Below are 15,566 nucleotides of genomic sequence, written 5' to 3' on the forward strand. Positions count from 1 at the left end.
GTTTGCGAATAGGGTTTTGGGTTTCGGGAATGCAAAACCTGGTTCCGGGTTGCCCGGCAGCGGTGCGGGACGCTTTGTGGGGCCGAATCAAAATGTCGGACCCCCGTGGGAGAGTTTGCTTTATGGAAACCGGGAGTGGTCGTGGATGCTGGAGTCAGGGCCACGTTGGCCGCTGCCGTCGCGCCCATGGCTGGGCTGGTGGACGAGTTGGCCGCCGGCTTGGCCCGTCCTTCGCAAGCTGTGGGGAGTTTGGCGGACAATGACCCGTTGCGTGAACTTTCCCAGTCATGCCTGGACGGTTTGGGGGTCGTGGCCCGCCTTGAAGCGGTCACGGCCGCGGTGAAGGTCCGGCTGCTTGCCAGTTATACAGAGTCGGCAGACGCGTTGGAAGGGCCAGCCCAAAGTGCATATGAGTCCTCGGCGCGGGAAATGAGCCAGGTGACGGAAGTCGCCTGCCTTCTCACCATCGGGGAACGGGCCGCAGCCGCGTTGCTGGGCGAGGCGCATGCGCTGACCACAACGTTGCCGGCCGCACTGGATGCCTTGCAGGCTGGGAAGATTTCCTGGCAGCACGCCCGGATCATCGTCGATGAAACCACGGGCCTGGACAAAGCCGCCGCGTCAGCTCTGGAGGCGCATTTCCTGGACGCCGAGGCGCCGAACGCGGCCAGGGGCGCCGCGGCGGGGGAGCTGGCGCCGGCCCGCTTCCGGCGGAAGGTACGTGCCTGGCGGGAACGCCATCATCCCGAATCCCTCGAGATCAGACACGCGAAGTCCGTGGAAGACCGACGGATGGAATACTCCCCGGACCGCAACGGGATGGCGTGGGTTTCGCTATATATGCGTGCAGACAAGGCTTGCGCCATTTGGAACAAGACCACTGCCTTGGCCCGTGGCCTGCAGGGACCAGACGAACCGCGGACCCTCACCCAAATCAAGGTCGACGAGGCCGCCCGATTGTTGCTGGGCACGCCAGGGAAGAATGCCGGGGCCGGGCCGTCGCTCAATGCGGACGTCCTGGTCACGGTGCCGGTCCTCTCTCTCTTTGGCGCCACAGACGAACCCGCAGATCTTGACAACTACGGACCCATCCCGGCATCGATGGCCCGCAAACTCGTTTCGGAAGGCGCCGGTTCCTTCTACCGGGTGTTGGTGGACCCGCGGGACGGGGCGCCGCTGGAAATCGGCCGGACCAGCTACCGGCTTCCGGAATCACTGAAGCGGTGGCTGCGGATGCGCGATGGAAAGTGCACGTTTCCCGGCTGCAGCAACCACAGTCAGGACAACGAAGCCGACCATCTCAGGGCCTGGGAGCGAGGTGGAAGCACCGGGATCAGCAACCTGGGTCAGTTGTGTCCCAAGCATCATCGGCTTAAGCATCGGACCCGCTGGAGCCCGGGCCCTGCAGCCGCGAATAAGCCGCCCGGCTGGGTCTCGCCCTCTGGCCGCAAATACAATGCCGAACGAGCTGACCGGGAACCAACGCTCTGGCCTCCAGGTTTCCTCCCGGACGGAAGCAGCCCGTTGGAGACACTCATCGTTGACTATCTCGTTGCCTAGCCGTGGTCCGACTTTGCCCGGGTGCAGCAAGACGCTGCTTCCCCGGGCAGCGTGAGTGGGCAGGCTTCGCGTTTCCGCTGCCGCTCCCGCGCCGTCAGCGCCGCCGCTTGCATAACCGGGACTACGCACGGCCACTGATATTCCGGGCACGTTGTCCAGTGGCGTTCACCCGCCGTCAATCACCAAGCCGCATACCGTTCCATCAGACCCACCAGTCTTTTCACGCACCCTTCCGCCCGGCACACCCCCAGACGGGCGGACATCCCCGAGGTACCAGGAGTACTCCGTGTTCGTGAAAAGCACCCTTGCCGCCGTCGCCGTCCTCGCGTCCCTGGCCGGGACAGCCTCAGCCCCCGCCAATGCCGGCGCTGAGGCAGCCAAACCGGCGGACGTCGTCGTCGGCCAGCCCCTCGCCGGCACCCACGCCCACAATGACTACGAGCATGACCGCCCCCTGTATGACGCCCTGGAGCACGGCTTCACCAGCGTCGAGGCGGACGTGTGGCTGGTGGACGGTGAGCTGCGGGTGGCGCATGATTTGGCCGACGCAAAACAGGGCGTCACGCTCGAAAGCCTCTACCTCGATCCGCTGCAGGACCTTGTCCGCAGCCAGCCCGGCCACGGCGTCTACCCCCAGTGGGACGGCAGCCTGCAGCTCCTCATTGACATCAAGAGCGAGGGCGAGGCCACCTACGCCGCCGTCGAGGAGGAACTGGCTGAGCACCGCGACATCATGAGCCGCTACACCAACGGCAACGTCAAGACCGGCCCGGTCACCGCGGTCATCAGCGGCAACCGTCCGCTGGCCACCATGCAGGCACAGACCCAGCGCTTCAGCTTCTACGACGGCCGAGCCGCCGACCTCACCTCAGGCCTGCCCGCCGCCCTGATGCCGCTGGTCAGTGACAACTGGACCAAGCTCTTCACCTGGCAGGGCGTCGGCCCCATGCCCGAGGCTGAGCGCACCAAGCTGCGTGCCTTCGTGGCCACCGCCCACGCCAACGGCTACCGCGTCCGCTTCTGGGCCACCCCGGACCAGCCCGGTGCCGCCCGTGACGCCGTCTGGACCGAACTCGCCGACGCCGGCGTGGACCACATCAACACCGACGACCTCGCCGGACTCCAGCAGTTCCTCACCGCCCGCTCCGCCTAAGCCCCACGAGAAACAGGACCATTCCCATGCCTTCAAAGACGTTGAAAGCCACGACGGCGGCACTCACCCTGGCGCTCGGCCTCCTCGCGGCCCAGCCCGCCTTCGCCGGATCAACCCCAGCCGCGGACAGCACCACCAGCAGCAACCAGGCCTTCACCTTCGGCGTCATCGGCGACATCCCGTACGGCGCCGCCGAGATCGCCAAGTTCCCGTCGCACATCCAGGACCTCAACGCCGATCAGGACCTGAAGTTTGTAGCACACCTGGGTGATATCAAGAACGGCTCCTCCGTCTGCTCCAACGAGTACTTCTCTTACATCCGCTCCCAGTTCGACACCTTCACCCACCCGCTGGTGTACACGCCCGGCGACAACGAATGGGTGGACTGCCACCGGACCAACAACGGCGCCTACAACCCCCTGGAACGCCTGGACAAGATCAGGGAGGTGTTCTTCAACGAACCCGGCAAGACCCTCGGCGCCAACATGCCGGTCAAGAGCCAGGAGGACCTGGGGCTGCCCGAGGACGTCCGCTTCACCAAGAACCGCGTGGCCTTCTCCGTCCTGAACGTCCAGGGCAGCAACAACTCCCTCCTGCCGTGGACGGGGTTGGGCAAGACTGCTCCCACGCCGGAACAGCTCGCCGAGGTGGAACACCGCACGGATGCCGTCTTGGCCCAAATCCACCAGACGTTCGCCGATGCCAAGCGCAGCAACGACCGCGCCGTGGTGCTCATGCAGCAGGCGGACATGTTTGATCCCGCACTGCTCGCCGACGCCACCGCCGACCCCAAGACCGTGTCCGGCTTCCGGGAGATCGTGCAGGCGATCGTCGACGAAACGAACCACTTCGACGCCCCGGTCTACCTGGTCAACGGCGACAGCCACGTCTTCGCCGCCAACCAGCCTCTCGCCGCCGGCTCGCCCTGGCTGGACATCTACGGCTCGCCGGCCGCGGACAACCTGGAGCGCATCACCGTGGACGGCGCCAACAACGCCGTCGACTACCTCCGCGTCACCGTGTCAGGCAACAGCGCCAAGGGCGCCGACGTCCTGAGGTGGGAAAAGGTCCGCTACAGCGAGTAGCTCCAAACGCAAGCGGACGGCGGCGCGTGCCCACCCGCCGTCGTCCGCTGTGGTTTTAAGGGTCTGGACACGGGTAATCTCCGGATTTATCGTGCAAGGGTGGCGGCTGCCTGACTGGCAGGATGGCAAGCTCTGCCGGTCCGCTGTTGCGGCCGTCCATCATGAGGAGGCAGCAATGAAGCACGTTGAAGAGGTTGAAGAGACTGTTGAAGTCGCTGTCCCGGTGCGGACGGCGTACAACCAGTGGACCCAGTTCGAATCGTTTCCGCAGTTCATGTCCGGTGTGGAATCCGTAACCCAGCTCACCGACACCACCAACCACTGGGTAACCAAAGTGGGTGGTGTCCAGCGGGAATTCGATACCGAGATAGTTGACCAGGAGCCGGATGACCGCATCGCCTGGCGCAGCACCGACGGAAAATCCCACGCCGGCATCATCAGGTTTACACAGGTGGACGCCAACCACACGAAGGTCAAAGTCCATTTCGAGTGGTCGCCGGAAACCGTCACCGAAAAGGCGGGCGCGGCACTGAAGGCCGACGACATGCAGGTGAAGGCGGACATGCGGAAGTTCAAGGACTTCATCGAATCCCGCGGCACCGAATCCGGCGGCTGGCGAGGCGAAGTCTAGGAAAGAAGACAGGAAGCGGACGACGGCGGGTGCCCACCCGCCGTCGTCCGCTTTCCTTGTGTGCCGGGCACAGCCGGCGCCTCGGTGTTTCAGCCGTCCCAGGCACCAGGCATTGGAGACTGTTGGGTCAGCCCGCCACGTTGCTGGGATCGTTGCCGTAGCTGTGCTTGGAGCCGATCTGGCCGTTCTGGTTTTTTATGATGTGCTCCACCTTGTCTGCCCGGGCAGCCTCCCGGCCTGCGGCGACAGCTTCATCCTTCGTGGCGTATACCGCACCGAATGCGCGGCCCGTGCCCTCGCGCCGGTTCTTCCATGCGCCGTCTTCGTGGTACGTCTCGATGTCACCCTGAGCCATTGCGTTACTCCTTCTGCCGTCACGGATGTTGGTTACCTGCCGCCTCCGCGTAGATACCGAAAAGCCCCGCAACACTTGGTGCACAGCGGGGCCTTCCAGGCAACCACTCCGCCTGATGGGGGCCAGGCGGAGAAGCTGAACTCCAACCTAATAGCAAGCATGCTTACCTTCAAGTGTGGAAACCCTCTGCGCCGTAATTCTTTGTCAGGGAACAGGGCGGTAACCGCAGGGAATCATCGTCAAGCCGATCAGGCGCGACGTGCCTTGCTAGAGCTGAAGCTCCATGAAGACGCTGTTGGGATCCAGCACGTAATCGGCGAAGGGTGCGCACTCGGTGAAGCCATGCCGGGCATACAGCCGCCGCGCTGGGGCGAAGTAGTCCTCGGTCCCGGTCTCAAGGTAGACGCTTTCAAGGTTCCGGGACCGTGCGTCGTCGAGGATATGCCGGAGCACGAGGGTGGCCACGCCGCGTCCCCGCGCCGTGGCCGCGGTGCGCATGGACTTGATCTCACCCTGCCCGCCTGCGCCCGGTGCGGGGTCCAGGAGCTTGAGCGCTCCGCACCCCAGCAGGGCACCGTCCTCGCGGGCGGTCCAGAACGAGATGGACGGCGCTGAGAGCGCGGAGTGGTCCAGGGCATGGACGCTTTCCGCCGGCGAGGTGGCGAACATGTCTGCCAGGTGTTCGCTCAGGAGGCGGTGGACGTCGTCGCGCGTGGGACTGTCCCGGTTTATGGAAATCATCGCTTCAAATTTACCGGTTGCCTACCGCGGCGCCGGTGTGCGACTATTCGGGTGATCGTGATCCGGCCGCAGGAGGTGAGACCCATGAATGCAGTATCCGCAATGGGTGCTCCCTCGCAGTCCACGATCGCGCGGCTGAACTAGCCGCCACCGGGAGCGCCAAACAGGCAATTCGCGAAAGGCGACTCCCATGAACACAACACCTTCTTCACAAGCCCCATCCAAACGCGCCCTCGTCCTTGGCGGTGGCGGCTCAACAGGCAACGCCTGGCTGATCGGCGTCCTCGCAGGCCTCGCCGATGCCGGGCTGGACGTGACCGGCGCCGGCCGGGTCATCGGAACGTCCGCCGGGTCCACGGCCGCAGCCCAAACTTCCGGCGCCGGGGCCGCCGAACTTTATGCCGCCATCCTGGACGCACCGCTTCCGCCACGACGCCGTCCCGCGGGATCCCAGCCGCCCGGCAAGCCGGTATCCGATCACCTGGAACGGACCGGCAGGATCATCGCATCCTCCCAAGACGCGGCGGACATGCGCCGCAGGATGGGTGCGCTGGCACTGGACCTGGCTGCGGCGCACGACGCAACCGCGCGGTGGCGGGAGACCGTTGCCGCGCGGCTGCCAAGCCGGGACTGGCCGCAGCATGAGCTGCTGATTACCGCGGTTGATGCCCACACCGGCACACCCGTGGTGTTCGACCGGCACAGCGGCGTGGACCTGGTGGATGCCGTGGCGGCCAGCTGCGCCAGCGGCTTCGCGTACGGGATCGGGAACGGCAGCTATATCGACGGCGGCTACCGGCGCAACGAGAACGCCGACCTGGCTGCCGGGTGCGGGCGGGTGCTGGTGCTGTCGCCCTTCGGCGGCAGGACACGGATGCCGCTGGAGTGGGACATGCAGCTCTCAGCCCAGGTCGATGAACTGCGGGCCGGGGGCAGCGTGGTGGAAGCAATCTTCCCGGACTCCGACTCGGAGCACATGTTCGGTGCCAACGCCATGGACCTGTCGCTGCGCCCGGCCGCCGCCCAGGCCGGCTACAACCAAGGCAAGGCCCTTGCCGGGCGGCTCGCGGCCTTCTGGGGCTGACGTCTCCCGGGACCGTTCGACGGCGGGTGGGCACCCGCCGTCGAACGCGTTCCCCTAAAGCGTGGCCAGGAAGTCCTCCGCGAACCTCTTTACGCCGTCCCACTCGGTGTACACGTAGTCCCGGGATGTGTCCGTATCCAGGGAACCCTTGTCGCCGGCGATCTTCTTCATCATGAGCCGCTTGATGAACCCGTAGTGCGTGTAGAGCAGCGCGCCGCCGAACAACGCCACGTGGGCCGGCCGCCAGCCGGTTTGCTGCTCGAACTCCTGGACGTAGCTTTCGGCGTTTTCGGCATCTCCATGCGCGGCAAGGCTGACGGAGAACAGGGCGGACGGGAGGCGCTCCAGGGTGTCCCGGTTTTTCCGGACAAAGTCCTGGACGTACTCCTCATGCTTGCCCATGTGCACCGATGCCCCCACCAAGACCGCATCACACCCCGGCGGGATCGCATCCCCTGCCTGCTTGATGTCCGCAATGCGGGCCTCGTGCCCGTGCGCCTGGACCACGTCCCCGATAAACTCGGCGATCCTGGCCGTCTGGCCCTCGGTGGTGCCGTACGGGATATAGATGCTGGCCATCATCGATCTCCTGGTGGTGTCCGTATTGGTCCCGTATAACCTTGCCAAATTCCAGGTGTGCGCCGTAGGGCCCAACGTCCCGGAAGTTATTGGCACACAAGTTCTTTGGCGTTTTTCCGACCATGACAAAAAGCACGAAAAAACTTGGAACCCGTCAAAATTATGAATTTCCCGTAACTGGTGGAGTCACGTCATCACCCTTGATTTGGTGCCCTGCGAAGCCTCCGGCCGCGGCGGAACAGGGGACTGGCCAAAAAAGTAGAAAGGGGTATGGTGGCCGTTAACGCGAGAGAAAGGCGTGGTTCCGGTGTCTGGAAAATCAAAAGGCGGAGCAGCCAAAAAGGTCGGCAAGTCGATCCTTGAGAAACGGGCTGAAAAAAGGGCGAAAAGCGAAAGCAGTGAGCTCCACGTCATAAAGCAGCGCAAGAACCACCGCTGACCAGGGTGGAGGAAGGCCCGGCCAAGGATTCATGGCCGGGCCGCTTACCCACGGAATTTATCGAGCGCGCCGGCGCTACTCCGGGCCCTTGTCGATAACGCAGAACCGGTTCCCGTCCGGGTCCTCGAGCACCACGAAGTCCGGGTCCTGCGGATACATGTCCCAGTCCACACGCTTGGCGCCGAGTGAGACAAGCCGTTCCACCTCCGCGGCCTGGTCGTCCGCGTACAGGTCAAGGTGGATCCGCGGGTAAGCCTGGACCTGGGTTTCGCTCAGCATGAGTGACAGGTGGGCGCCTGGGCCCGACGGCGGGGCAAGGGTCACCCACGTTTCGTTGCCAGGTTCCCTGGGCACGTAGCCGAGGGCGTTATGCCAGAACGTGGTGGCGGCGGCGACGTTGTTGACGCCGAGGACGATGGTGCCGATGGTCAACATTCGACCAGCCTAAACCGGGCGGCTGCGGCCCGGCTAGACTCCCCTTCATGGGGGAAAACAACACACCTGGGGAACGCCAACCGTCCAAACCCGCCAAACTGCCTGCCGCCGTCGTGCCTTTCCTGGGCCTCGCGGCAGTGCTGGGCGGCTGCCTGGTCGCGTACCTGAACCGCGACTTCACCGGCTGGTTTGCCTACGCGCCGCTGAGCAACCAGCCTTTCACCGCCAATGGCGCGGCGTTCATCACGCAAGGCACCCAGCTGGGCCTGGCGCTCGCCGTCGTTGGCCTGCTGGTGCTCGCATTCTGGGCCGGGCTGGTGGCTGGCCGCCGGACCGGTTCCGGTCCTCGTTAGCCGGGAGGCGCCGCCAGGCCCTGCGCGCCTGTGGTGGCAACCGGGATGGGTACTTCGGGACGTTGCTCGAACGCCGGTGTACCGAACCAACAGCCCTGGAACAGGCGGGCGCCGATTGCCTGCAGGACCCGATATTCCGGCTTCGTTTCGATGCCTTCGGGGCCGGAAACAGGCGCGCCGCCAGTTCAATCCCCTTGACGCGGCAGCGCCTCGATACCCCCATGGCCGCCACGCGATCGACGGCATGGCTAATGGCTGGCCCAGCCTGTTGGCACGAATTGACGGGCTGCTCGCCGAGGCCTCCTGAGATCGGCGCATACCTGATACGCTCCACGTAGTTGGCCCATTGATGCGCCAACCGGCTGGCCAACAGCCACCAGCAGCTTCAGTTGTGAGCGGGGTATCCAAGCATGGCCGTCGCGGAAATCCAGGTGGACCAGCGCGTGATCGGCATCGACTCCCGGCGGTTCGCCTCGGTGGAGAAGGCCCTGGTGGAGCTCATCACCAACAGCGATGACAGCTACGCGCGCCTGGAAAAGGCGGGCAGCCAGGTAACCGGCAGGATCGTGGTGGACTATGAGCGCCACCACGCCGGCGCGGTCGTGACAGTCAGCGACCAAGCGGAGGGCATGTCCTTCGAACAGGCCGGCCGGATCCTCAGCTACGGCGGCGCGCACAGCCCCCTGGCCCGCGGCGAGGGCGCCGGCCGCGGGTACTTCGGGCGCGGACTCAAACAGGCTATCTTCGGCCTGGGCCACGGCTGGATCGAAACCATCCAGGGCGGCAGGTTCACCCGCGTCGATGTCTTCCGCGGCGAGAACGGCGGCTACCTCTACGACGACGACGGCGCTGACCGCCAGGCCTTCACGGCCGATTACGCCCGGCTTGGAATAGACGACGCCGGGGTCCCCGGCCACGCACGGAACGGCACCAAGGTGACCATCGTCGTCGACAATCCCCGCGCCACGATCACGCAGCAGGCGACCCTGCTGCAGCTGCTCGCGGACAACATCTACCTGCGCGACGTGCTGGACCGCCGCGAAGTGCAGCTGGAGCGCGGGACCCCGGGCACCGACGGCTACGGCAGGGACGCCATCCGCTTCGAAGAACCCGCGGCCACCACGCTGATAGGACCCGACCGTCCCGGAACCTTCACCGTTGACGGCGGCGAATATGCCTTCACCGTCACGCTCAAGCGGGCCAACGGCGTTGAGCTGACGCTGAAGGGCGACGAGCGCACCGCAGGCCTGGTGGTGGAATCCGGCATGGCCGTCTTGGATTGCCAGATGTTCGACTACGAAAACCAGGTGGGCACGGAGTACCTTTTCGGCACAGTCAGGTGCCCGGCGCTGACGGAAATGCTGGGCAGGGGCAAAGCAATCATCAGCGACGAACGTGAGGGGCTGAACCCCAAAGACCCGTTCGTTGCCGCGTTCTCCGTCGCCGTCAGCCGGATGATCGCCGGCGCCGTGCAGGCAGAGAAGGAAAAACTCACCCACCTGGAACGCGCCACCACCTCCGGACGCACTGCTGAAATGATCGAACACCTGCTGCAGCACATGAGCGCCGCAGCCGTCCTGGACCTGGGCCTGGACACCGCATCCGTTCGTCACGAAGACGGAACCCCGGCAACGGAGGAGGCAGCGTCGGCGGCGCTGCGTTTCACCACGCCGTTCTACTACCGCCCGCCGGGGCATCCGTTCCATGCGGCTCTGCTGCTGAACCCAGGCCAGCTCCCCGCCGGCGGGACCCTGGAATTCGATCTGGACCTGCCGGATTCGATCCGGATGACCCCGTTCCCGGTGTCCATGCCCGTTTCCGGTGTAGGGGACACAACCCGGCTTGAATGGACGGTTACCGGGGACCGGCCCGGGGACCACGGGGAAATCACCGTACGTGCCGGGGACTACTGGGCGCTCTGCGAAATCGTCATCGCCGAACACGCTTCACGCCAAAGCGCGGACCAGCCGCCGCACCCTGCCATCGCTGCTGCCGGCACCCGGCCGGGCCCGCACCACCAGGCCCACCGTCCCGGTCGGGATCATGGCGTTGACCTCTTCACCGGCTACGACTTCCGCAACCTCCACAACAGCACCGACCGGGCCGTTTACAGCGAGGCGGAGCGCAAAGTCATTATCAACACCGCCGCACCCACTGTGCAGCTTTACGTCGATGGCCGCGGACGGTTCCGTGACTCCGCCCGGCTGTTGCTGGCCGAGCTCTTCCTCGACGTTATCTCGGAGGAACTGGCACGGCGCCGGGTGGAACAACACGGCCACGCCGGGGACCTGGAGGCCTTCCGGAAGGCCAAGCGCAGCATCATCGGCCGCTACGGCAGCGAGGTCCACCGCACCTTCCTGGGGTGAGGAAGCGGCCGGTCTGGACTGCCGGGACCTCAGGGCCAGTCGGCGCGGGTGAAGCGGATTGGGCTCTGCAGCGTGAGGAGACAGTCGGACGACCACTCGGCAACCGTGCCTTCAACGTCCAGTTCGGCGGGCGCGGAAACCTGCTGCGCGTCCTGGTTCGTGGTGCCTTGAAGATCTTCGACTGAGCTTTTCACGCGTCCCCCTCGACAAGCCTGTGTGCCCACACTAGGAGCCCCCGAATGGCATGGGAAGAGGGTTAATCCACGGGCGGGATAAACTGCGCAAATCTTGAGGATGGCTGCTATTGGGGACCCTGAACGGCGGCCCTGCTCAGACGTTCAGCACTCGCCGGCGCACGCGAATCAGGGCCCGCCAGCGGGATGATTTCCATCCTGCCGCCGGGGCCGGCGAGCACCAGGACGTGCCGTGCCGCCACGCCGTCCAGCGCCGTCGCCGCCTGCGCCGTGAGCTCCTCCACGGAGGGCGGAGCGGTGGTCGACGGCGGGAGGCCGGGACCGCCGTCGTCCGCCCGCAGCCAGGTGGTCACCTTGGCACCGCGGCCGGCGTCGGCGATGCCGCGGGCAAGGGCATCGGGGTCTACGGCGGCCGCCGAATAGCCGCTGACCAGGGTGATGTGCTCGATCACTCGCTTGCGTGCAGGGGCCGCGGCAGCGAGCAGGGTCCGGTCGTGCCGCCACAACGCAAGGTGGTAGCCCGCCACGAGCCCGGCCGCCACCAGTAGGCCCACGGGTGCGCGGATCCGGTCCAGGACGCTCCCGCCCGTAACGTCACTGAGCAGGAACTCGAAGAGCCGGTAGCCGATCACCAGCAGCGTGATCAGGGCAACGACGGCACTGACACCGAAGAACGCCACCAGGTAGACACGCCGCCCGGGCGGGATCTGGTCCGCCGTCCGCGGCTGGTGCCGCGGCTTCCACGCCAACCACCAGACCGGGCCGCCCACTGCCAGCGAACTGATGCCGCCAAGGAGCAGGGTGCGGGTGGCGCCGCCCGCCAGCGGCGAGACGGCGGCAGCCAGCAGTGCGTTGACCACAACGCCCACCCCGGACGCCGCTGCTGCGAGGGCAACGGCCGATGTCACCAGGAGGCTGGCACGCCGGGTCCGGGTGGAACGCAGAATGGAGGCGGTGCGGTGGTAGCGCCAGATCACGGCTCCGATGACGGCAGCCGCGATGGCCGGGGCCAGCGGTTCCAGCAGGGCGGTCAGCGGATCGGTCCGGTCAAATGCCAGCCGCAGCAGCACGAACAGGGCCACGCCCAGGCCTCCCAGGGCGGTGATGCCGGCAACGAAGATGCCGACGGCGATGATGGCAACGTCCACCAGGCCGGTCCGGAAACGCCGGCCGCCCTCGCGGAACCAGTGCCACCACCACACGAACGCTCCGCCGGCCGCCCACAGCACTGACCGAAGGACATCGAACCACCAGGGCTCAAAGGACGCTGCTGCCGTGAAGCCGCGGATGGCAGTGTCCAGCAGGGCGCTCAACGCCGCAATCGCCGCGCCGGCGCCAAGCAGCAGGCCAAAGACGGATCCGACGACGGCCCGCACGTCCTCGAGGTGCGACGACGGCTTGCGGGGATGCTTCCACATCCACCGGTGCCACAGCCAGATGGCGGCCCAGACCAGTCCGTTGGCCAGCGGGGACGGCCACTGGCTTTCCCGCGCACCGATAAAGGAGGAGGCAAGGTCCAGCAACGAGGTGGTGGCGATGATCAGGGAGACGGCGTACATCCCGGTCAGGTAGAGGCCCCAGCCCGCGGCGGTGCGCTCCGACTCGTCGTCAAGACGCCGCCACACAAACCACCACAGCAGCAGCGCCAGCGGGCCGCCGATCAGGGTGAATGCCAGTGAGAGGGCCAGCCCGGCCACGTCGCCCGCAACCAGGGTGGACGCCGTGCGGAAGAGCCGCTCAAGCAGTCCGACCAAGCCCGACACGGCAATGACCACCACGGCAAAGAGCAGGCCATACATGATCAGGCGGCGGAGGGTGGCCAGGCCGCCGGCGGGGGCGGCAACGGTACCTGCCGGGGCGCTCATGGCTTCACCGGAACGGCCGTGCAGGCCATCAGGGGGTACGGGGCCTGGTCGATCATCCATTGTCCATTCACCTTCAGGAGCGAGAAGGCGTCCTCCATCTCATACTCGGACGGGCCGAACGGGCCGCCTTGGGGTGACTGGACGATCGAGACCCGCACGGTGGCCGAATCGGTGCGCTCCGTCGTCGAAATCAATACGATGCGGGCCGGGCGGGGTTCGCCGGAATAGGAGCCGTAGCACCTGCTCCGGGCACCTGGCGTGAGGAATGTTTCCGCGGTGGGTATGTCGCCGTCGATCACTGCTTTGCTGTACCGCTGGACCACTCCGGCGGGACTGGCCTGGTCCAGCGGGGCCGGCTCACCGCGGGTGAACACCACCGCGAGTGCAACCACCACCAGCAAGGCCACCACGCCCATCAGGGCGACGAGGATCCGGTCCGGTCTTCGTGCTGCGTCGTCCATGGCATGAGTATCGATCCGGGCGGCCGGTTTCACCTGTGCCTTTAGGCCTGTTCTGGACGCGACCTCAGCCCAATCTTCAACATAGTTAAGAAAAAGCGTTGACTGTGCCGAAATTTTCACTATAGTTATGTGAGTTAGCTCACCCAGTGAAAGACAACCGATGACCACCGAGAGTAGCACCACCGCACCTCCAGCCACCAGCGAACTGCTGGCCACGGTTGGAAACAAGGTGCGGGCCATGCGCAAGGAGAAGGGCATGACCCTCGCCAAGCTCTCGGACATCACCGGACTCAGCCAGGCGATCGTCAGCCAGATCGAACGCGGTATGGCCAACCCGTCCTTCACAACCCTTGCCCAGCTGGCCCATGGACTGGACATTCCCGTGGGAAGGTTCTTCATTGGCCAGGAACAATCCAAATCCCCCGTCGTGCGCAGGTCGGCACGCCGGAACCTGCAAAACGTCACCCGCGAATCCGTCGGCGAAGCAGTCCATGAACTGCTCACCCCGGACCGCGACGGCACCATCGAAGCGCAATGGATCAGTACGCCCCCAGGGCACGACACCAGCGCAACACCCTTTACCCACAGCGGGGAAGAGTTCTGCTACATCATCTCGGGCCGCAAGGACGTCTACTTGGACGGCGTCTGCTACAGCCTGGAAGAGGGCGACTCCATCACCTACCCGGCAGAGACCCCGCACTGGTACAAGAACAGCTACGAAGAGGTATGCGTAGCCATCTGGGTGAACGCACCACACAAGTGGTAGGCGTCCCGGTCCCCGCCGGCGCCAGCGTTTCCCCTTAACTGCCCGGACCCCACACGTGGCCCCGGACAATCCTTGCCATCTTCGCAGCATGCGCCTCCTCCAACAGGCGCGGCTGCGTCATACCCTCCTGCGCCGTCCCCGGCGCCAGCGTAAGGACACTTCCATGCTCGACATCCAAGCGACGGACAATGCCGTCCCGTCACCCCGTTCCACCACCTCATCCCCCCGCAACCGCGAGAAGTTCACCCCCGAAGTCCGCAAAGGCCTCCTGGGCCTTGGCCTGGGCAACGCCCTGGAATGGTACGACTGGATGGTCTTCGGCCTCCTGTCCGCCTTCATCGGCCCCAACTTCTTCCCCAACGACGAGCCGCTCTCGGCCACCCTGAACGCGCTGGCCGTGTTCGCCGTCGGATTCGCCTTCCGGCCGCTGGGCGGCATCCTGCTGGGAACGCTCGCGGACCGGATCGGCCGCCGCCGCGTGATGCTGCTGTCCATCATGCTGATGGCCGGCACCACCCTGGTCATCGCCATCACCCCCAGCTACGCCACCATCGGCGCCTGGTCCGGCATCATCCTGGTGGCCTGCCGCGTCCTGCAGGGCATCTCCACGGGCATCGAAGCACCGCTTTCCACCTCCCACGCGGTGGAACTCGCCCCGGAGGGCCGCGAAGGCTACGTGGCCGGCATCATGTCCTTCTACGTCAATATCGGCATCCTGCTCGCCTCCCTTGTCAGTTTCGTCTGCAGCCTGATGATCGGCGGCGCGGCCATGGGGGAGTGGGGCTGGCGCGTCCCGTTCATCATCGGCGCCGTGTTCGGCTTCGTGGTGCTCTACCTGCGCCGTTCACTGCCTGAAACCCTGAAGGCAGAGGAAATGGCCTCCACCACGGCAAAGTCCGTATGGTCCGGAGTCGGCAAGCATTGGCTCTCCGTCCTGGCCATCGTGTTCGTGGTGGGTGCGGCCCAGGCCTACAACTACGCCTGGAACGTGGGCCTCCCCAGCGCCGCACGCAGTGGTTTCAAGGAGGACCCCACCGCCGTTTTCGCCCTCACCACCATCCTGGGCGTCATCCTGGTGGCAGGCAGCTGGATCATCGGGAAACTCGCCGATGGCCGGTCGATGTCCCGCTGGTTCCTGGTGACCCGGGTCCTGGCCATCCCGTCCGTCTTCCTCATGCTCCTCTATGTCCAGCCGGGCATCGGCGGATTCGCGGCAGTCCTGCTGGGCGGCTCGATCGTCCTGGTCCTGAACATGACCCTCTACAACGTGGTCAGCTCGTCCCTGATGCCCAAGAACATCCGCGGCACCGGCGTGGCACTCGGGTACGGCATCGGCGTCGCAATCTTCGGCGGCACGGCCTCCTACCTGCTGGTGTGGCTGCAGTCCCTGAACCTCACCTGGATCTTCCCGGTCTACGTGGCCGTCCTCTCCGTCCTCAGCATCGTTTTCTACCTCGCCGCCCGCCGCTCCAACGGCATCTTCGTCGGAAAGTAAGGAC

16 protein-coding genes are annotated in these 15,566 nt (G+C 65.7%); 9 read left to right on the forward strand and 7 right to left on the reverse strand.

Features of this window, described 5'->3' with window-relative positions; all coding sequences use genetic code 11:
* Positions 1–429 precede the first annotated feature (429 nt).
* The 4 genes from QF050_RS06715 to QF050_RS06730 all read left to right on the forward strand — a co-directional run bounded on the left by QF050_RS06715 (position 430) and on the right by QF050_RS06730 (position 4,429).
* Positions 430–1,560 carry a DUF222 domain-containing protein gene (locus QF050_RS06715; RefSeq protein ID WP_374121506.1) on the forward strand — a complete coding sequence of 377 codons (1,131 nt, stop codon included), beginning with the start codon at positions 430–432 and terminating at the stop codon, positions 1,558–1,560.
* Between the two features lie 286 nt (positions 1,561–1,846).
* Positions 1,847–2,713 (forward strand): phosphatidylinositol-specific phospholipase C/glycerophosphodiester phosphodiesterase family protein, encoded by an 867-nt coding sequence (locus QF050_RS06720; protein WP_308929735.1) that lies wholly within the window; start codon positions 1,847–1,849, stop codon positions 2,711–2,713.
* 26 nt (positions 2,714–2,739) lie between these two features.
* On the forward strand, positions 2,740–3,798 hold the full coding sequence (locus QF050_RS06725; protein ID WP_308929736.1) for a metallophosphoesterase: 1,059 nt from the start codon (positions 2,740–2,742) through the stop codon (positions 3,796–3,798).
* Positions 3,799–3,973: 175 nt separating this feature from the next.
* Positions 3,974–4,429 carry an SRPBCC family protein gene (locus QF050_RS06730; RefSeq protein ID WP_308929737.1) on the forward strand — a complete coding sequence of 152 codons (456 nt, stop codon included), beginning with the start codon at positions 3,974–3,976 and terminating at the stop codon, positions 4,427–4,429.
* A 127-nt stretch (positions 4,430–4,556) separates the two neighbouring features.
* Here QF050_RS06730 and QF050_RS06735 read toward each other — a convergent pair whose 3' ends face one another.
* Positions 4,557–4,784 (reverse strand): DUF2188 domain-containing protein, encoded by a 228-nt coding sequence (locus tag QF050_RS06735; RefSeq protein WP_308929738.1) that lies wholly within the window; start codon positions 4,782–4,784, stop codon positions 4,557–4,559.
* 267 nt (positions 4,785–5,051) lie between these two features.
* Positions 5,052–5,525 carry a GNAT family N-acetyltransferase gene (locus tag QF050_RS06740; protein ID WP_308929739.1) on the reverse strand — a complete coding sequence of 158 codons (474 nt, stop codon included), beginning with the start codon at positions 5,523–5,525 and terminating at the stop codon, positions 5,052–5,054.
* 190 nt (positions 5,526–5,715) lie between these two features.
* On the opposite strand from QF050_RS06740, the gene QF050_RS06745 reads away from it, so the two are divergent.
* Entirely contained in the window at positions 5,716–6,609 is an 894-nt protein-coding gene (locus QF050_RS06745; RefSeq protein WP_308929740.1) for a patatin-like phospholipase family protein, read from the forward strand.
* Between the two features lie 54 nt (positions 6,610–6,663).
* On the opposite strand, the gene QF050_RS06750 is transcribed toward QF050_RS06745, so the two are convergent.
* Both QF050_RS06750 and QF050_RS06755 read right to left on the reverse strand, forming a co-directional pair.
* On the reverse strand, positions 6,664–7,188 hold the full coding sequence (locus QF050_RS06750; protein ID WP_308929741.1) for a flavodoxin domain-containing protein: 525 nt from the start codon (positions 7,186–7,188) through the stop codon (positions 6,664–6,666).
* A 514-nt stretch (positions 7,189–7,702) separates the two neighbouring features.
* Positions 7,703–8,062 carry a VOC family protein gene (locus QF050_RS06755; protein ID WP_308929742.1) on the reverse strand — a complete coding sequence of 120 codons (360 nt, stop codon included), beginning with the start codon at positions 8,060–8,062 and terminating at the stop codon, positions 7,703–7,705.
* 47 nt (positions 8,063–8,109) lie between these two features.
* Here QF050_RS06755 and QF050_RS06760 point away from each other — a divergent pair, with 47 nt between their 5' ends.
* A complete protein-coding gene (locus QF050_RS06760) occupies positions 8,110–8,415 on the forward strand; it encodes a hypothetical protein (protein WP_308929743.1) in 306 nt (101 codons plus the stop codon).
* Positions 8,416–8,825: 410 nt separating this feature from the next.
* Complete coding sequence (locus QF050_RS06765; RefSeq protein ID WP_308929744.1) at positions 8,826–10,781, forward strand: ATP-binding protein; 1,956 nt, start codon at positions 8,826–8,828, stop codon at positions 10,779–10,781.
* 29 nt (positions 10,782–10,810) lie between these two features.
* Here QF050_RS06765 and QF050_RS06770 read toward each other — a convergent pair whose 3' ends face one another.
* The 3 genes from QF050_RS06770 to QF050_RS06780 form a co-directional block, all read right to left on the reverse strand.
* Positions 10,811–10,975, reverse strand: coding sequence for a hypothetical protein (locus QF050_RS06770; protein WP_308929745.1), 165 nt, complete (start codon positions 10,973–10,975; stop codon positions 10,811–10,813).
* A gap of 107 nt (positions 10,976–11,082) precedes the next feature.
* Entirely contained in the window at positions 11,083–12,840 is a 1,758-nt protein-coding gene (locus tag QF050_RS06775) for a DUF5671 domain-containing protein (RefSeq protein WP_308932118.1), read from the reverse strand.
* Positions 12,837–13,301: a hypothetical protein gene (locus tag QF050_RS06780; protein ID WP_308929746.1), complete on the reverse strand. Its 465-nt coding sequence runs from the start codon at positions 13,299–13,301 to the stop codon at positions 12,837–12,839. The genes QF050_RS06775 and QF050_RS06780 overlap by 4 nt, the downstream gene beginning before the upstream one ends.
* Positions 13,302–13,461: 160 nt before the next feature.
* On the opposite strand from QF050_RS06780, the gene QF050_RS06785 reads away from it, so the two are divergent.
* Together QF050_RS06785 and QF050_RS06790 are read left to right on the forward strand one after the other, a co-directional pair.
* Complete coding sequence (locus tag QF050_RS06785) at positions 13,462–14,067, forward strand: XRE family transcriptional regulator (protein WP_308929747.1); 606 nt, start codon at positions 13,462–13,464, stop codon at positions 14,065–14,067.
* Between the two features lie 163 nt (positions 14,068–14,230).
* Positions 14,231–15,562 carry an MFS transporter gene (locus QF050_RS06790; protein WP_308929748.1) on the forward strand — a complete coding sequence of 444 codons (1,332 nt, stop codon included), beginning with the start codon at positions 14,231–14,233 and terminating at the stop codon, positions 15,560–15,562.
* The last annotated feature ends 4 nt before the right edge of the window (positions 15,563–15,566 follow it).

The organism is Arthrobacter sp. SLBN-112 (assembly GCF_030944625.1).
Classification (GTDB): Bacteria; Actinomycetota; Actinomycetes; order Actinomycetales; family Micrococcaceae; genus Arthrobacter.